Raw genomic sequence first — 3,831 nt, forward strand, 5'->3', positions numbered from 1 at the left:
AAGCCATGTGGCTGAACGGCTCCCACGCCAGGAATTCCTCATTGCCGACCATGCCGCCGCGCATCTCGACGACGCGGGTGGTGCCCACGCCGCGCGGCTCGGGGCTGGTCCAGGTCACCTTGGTGATCACGCTCGCCCAGCGCGGCCAGGACTCCGCGTCGGCGAGCACCTCGAACAGCTGCTCGGGCGTGATGGCCAGGTCGACGCTGTTGCGGAACACGAACGGCGCGCTGTCGATGAAGCTCATGTCCACGCGGTCGCAGGGGAACATGGCTCGAATCTATCCTGGCCCGTCGCTGGCCGCGGCCAGTAACGGCACAACGACGTCGCTGATCGGCGTCGCCAGATCATGGGCGCGGGCCTTGCGGATGATCACCCCGTTGCGGATGTCCCATTCCATCCGACGGCCGTTCTCCCGGTCGGCCAGGATCGACGTCCCCATGTCCTCGGGTGCGCGGCGGAACATCTCCGCCAGCTCGTCGACGATGCCGTCGGGCAGCCGGGCGCCCTCGGCCCGCGCCACCGCCAGGCACTCGGCGACATAGCGGCGCGACAGTGCGGCGACGTCGTCGCGGCGGAACATGCCGGACCGCCGCCCGGACAGCGCCATGAACCCGGCCAGCGCGTTGGTGAGCAACTTGCGCCAGGCCGCGGTGATGAAGTCGGGGTCGCAGTCCACCCGGCATCCCGCGCCGCGCAGCAGATCGGCGATCGCCTCCGCCGAGGGCCCGCTGGGCAGTACCAGCGCGGGCTCGGTGCGCAGCCGGACCCAGCCGCCGGGCTGGGCTTCCGCGGAATACCAGACGATGCCGGGGACCACGGGCGACGACGGGCAGTGCGGCTGTACTCGCTCGACCTGCTCGACGCCGTTCTGCAGCACCGCGACGATCGTGTGCGGCCCGCACAGGCGGGCCAGCCATCCGGCCGCGGCATCGTTCTGGGTGGCCTTGACCGCCAGAACCACCACGTCGACGGGCCCGTTCACCTCGCGGGGATCGGTGTGCACGGGCCCCGGGACGACGATCGGATCCGCGCCGTCGGGCCGCAATTCGATGCGGTCTCGGGGGGTGTGGCCGCACACCAGCACCGAATGCCCGGCCTTGTGCAGCAGTGCGGCGACCGTCGTGCCGACGGCGCCGGGGCCGACTAGTGCGATTCTCATTGGGGGGTTGGTGGCGATAGGACCGAAAGTACCTGCTCTAGACTGGGCACTCGTCCAAAGCCTGCTGAAAGGGAGTGTTTGTGCTGCGCAGCCACGCCGCCGGTTCGCTGAGAAGCAGCGAAGCCGGGCAGCAGGTGACTCTGGCGGGCTGGGTGGCTCGCCGCCGCGACCACGGCGGCGTCATCTTCATCGACCTGCGCGACGCCTCGGGCATCGCCCAGGTGGTGTTCCGCGCCGAGGACGTGCTGGCCCAGGCGCACCGGTTGCGCGCCGAGTTCTGCATCGCGGTCACCGGGGTCGTCGAGATCCGCCCGGAGGGCAACGCCAACCCCGAGATCGCCACGGGTGACATCGAGGTCAACGCCGCGTCGCTGACCGTGCTCGGCGAGAGCGCGCCGCTGCCGTTCCAGCTCGACGAGCCCGCCGGCGAGGAGTTGCGGCTGAAGTACCGCTACCTCGACCTGCGCCGCGACGGGCCGGCCGCCGCAATCCGGCTGCGTTCCAAGGTCAATGCCGCCGCCCGCTCGGTGCTGGCGCGACACGACTTCGTCGAGATCGAGACGCCGACGATCACCCGCTCCACACCCGAGGGGGCGCGCGACTTCCTGGTGCCCTCGCGCCTGCACCCCGGATCGTTCTACGCCCTGCCGCAGAGCCCACAGCTGTTCAAGCAGCTGCTGATGGTGGCCGGGATGGAGCGCTACTACCAGATCGCCCGCTGCTACCGCGACGAGGATTTCCGCGCCGACCGTCAGCCCGAGTTCACCCAGCTCGACATGGAGATGAGCTTCGTCGACGCCGAGGACATCATCGCGATCTCCGAGGAGATCCTGACCGCGCTGTGGGCGCTGATCGGCTACCAGATCCCGACGCCGATCCCGCGGATCAGCTATGCCGACGCGATGCGCCGGTTCGGCTCGGACAAGCCGGACATGCGGTTCGGGCTGGAGCTCGTCGAGTGCGCAGAGTTCTTCTCCGACACCACCTTTCGCGTCTTCCAGGCACCGTACGTCGGTGCGGTGGTCATGCCCGGTGGGGCGTCGCAGCCACGGCGCACGCTGGACGGCTGGCAGGAGTGGGCCAAACAGCGCGGGCACCGCGGCCTGGCCTACGTGCTGGTGGCCGACGACGGCACGCTCGGCGGGCCGGTGGCCAAGAACCTGTCCGACGCCGAGCGCGACGGGCTGGCCGCGCACGTCGGGGCCAAGCCGGGGGACTGCATCTTCTTCTCGGCCGGCCCGCCCAAGTCGTCGCGGGCCCTGCTCGGTGCGGCCCGCAACGAGATCGCGGACCGGCTGGGCCTCGTCGACCCCGACGCATGGGCGTTCGTGTGGGTGGTGGACCCACCGCTGTTCGAGCCGGCCGAGGAGGCGACCGCCGCCGGCGACGTGGCCGTCGGCGCGGGGGCGTGGACGGCGGTGCATCACGCGTTCACCTCGCCCAAGCCCGAGTTCGAGGACGTCATCGACACCGACCCCGGCGGCGTGCTCGCCGACGCCTACGACATCGTCTGCAACGGCAACGAGATCGGGGGCGGCTCGATCCGTATCCACCGCCGTGACATCCAGGAGCGGGTGTTCGCGGTGATGGGCCTGGACCGCGCCGAGGCCGAGGACAAGTTCGGATTCCTGTTGGAGGCGTTCACCTTTGGCGCACCGCCGCACGGCGGGATCGCCTTCGGCTGGGACCGGATCAACGCGCTGCTGTCCCGGGTGGACTCCATCCGCGAGGTGATCGCGTTCCCCAAGACCGGCGGCGGCGTCGACCCGCTCACCGAGGCGCCCGCGCCCATCACCGCCCAGCAACGCAAGGAATCCGGAATAGACGTCAAGCCGGACAAGGTTGACCGGGCATGACCGAAATGCCTGACACCGCGACGATCAACAACTTCAACAGCGCCATCATCGACGAGTTCCGGACCAACAGCGGCAAGGTGGGCGGCCAGTTCGAGAATGCCCATCTGCTGTTGCTCACCACGACGGGCGCCAAGTCCGGACAGCCCAGGATCTCCCCGCTGGCCTACTTCCGCATCGACGGCAAGCTCATCATCATCGGCTCCTTCGCCGGCTCGCCCGTCAGCCCGGCGTGGGTGCACAACCTGCGGGCCAACCCGCAGGCCCGGGTCGAGATCGGCGCCCCGCAGGGAGTGCAGGAGTTCGCCGTCACGGCGCGCGAGTTGCCGTCCGACGAGCGCGAGGAAGTCCTGCCGAAGATCGTCGCCGCGGCGCCGGTGTTCGCCGAATACCAGTCCAAGACCAGCCGCGTCATTCCGTTGTTCGAGTTAAACCGGACCTAGCCGGTGGGCACGTCGCGGCAGGCGGGGCTATCGCTGGTTCTCGCCGCCGCGCGTGCCGGCGGCAAACGCCTGCGGCTGGTGTGGTTCAACCTGGTACAGACCGCCGTCGCCGCAGGCCTGTCGTGGTATCTCGCGCACGACGTCCTACAGCATCCGCAGCCGTTCTTCGCACCGATCGCGGCCGCGGTGTCGTTGTCGACGAGCAACGTGCTGCGCGCGCAACGCGCCGTCCAGATGATGGTCGGGGTGACTTTCGGGATTGGGCTGGGCTCGGTGGTGCAGGCCCTGCTCGGCCCCGGCGCGGTCCCCATCGCGATCGCCGCATTGATCGCGCTGGGCGCCGCGGTGTTCATCGGGGGCGGCTTCATCGGGC

The 3,831-nt window shown here is 69.9% G+C and carries 5 protein-coding genes; 3 read left to right on the plus strand and 2 right to left on the minus strand.

Going from position 1 to position 3,831, the window contains the following annotated elements; genetic code table 11:
• The coding region (locus tag A9X04_RS07745; RefSeq protein ID WP_197509088.1) for an SRPBCC family protein at positions 1-271 on the minus strand (271 nt) is incomplete at its 3' end.
• Positions 272-280: 9 nt separating this feature from the next.
• Positions 281-1,162, minus strand: a complete 882-nt coding sequence (locus tag A9X04_RS07750) for an oxidoreductase (RefSeq protein ID WP_082974868.1) — start codon at positions 1,160-1,162, stop codon at positions 281-283.
• A gap of 74 nt (positions 1,163-1,236) precedes the next feature.
• On the opposite strand from A9X04_RS07750, the gene aspS reads away from it, so the two are divergent.
• The 3 genes from aspS to A9X04_RS07765 form a co-directional block, all read left to right on the plus strand.
• On the plus strand, positions 1,237-3,018 hold the full coding sequence (aspS, locus tag A9X04_RS07755; protein ID WP_102417909.1) for an aspartate--tRNA ligase: 1,782 nt from the start codon (positions 1,237-1,239) through the stop codon (positions 3,016-3,018).
• Positions 3,015-3,458 carry a nitroreductase family deazaflavin-dependent oxidoreductase gene (locus A9X04_RS07760; RefSeq protein WP_067919059.1) on the plus strand — a complete coding sequence of 148 codons (444 nt, stop codon included), beginning with the start codon at positions 3,015-3,017 and terminating at the stop codon, positions 3,456-3,458. The genes aspS and A9X04_RS07760 overlap by 4 nt, the downstream gene beginning before the upstream one ends.
• A 3-nt stretch (positions 3,459-3,461) precedes the next feature.
• On the plus strand, positions 3,462-3,831 hold a 370-nt coding region (locus tag A9X04_RS07765; protein ID WP_197509089.1), incomplete at its 3' end, for an FUSC family protein.

The sequence above is a fragment of the Mycobacterium sp. E3247 genome (genome assembly GCF_001667785.1).
GTDB lineage: Bacteria > Actinomycetota > Actinomycetes > Mycobacteriales > Mycobacteriaceae > Mycobacterium.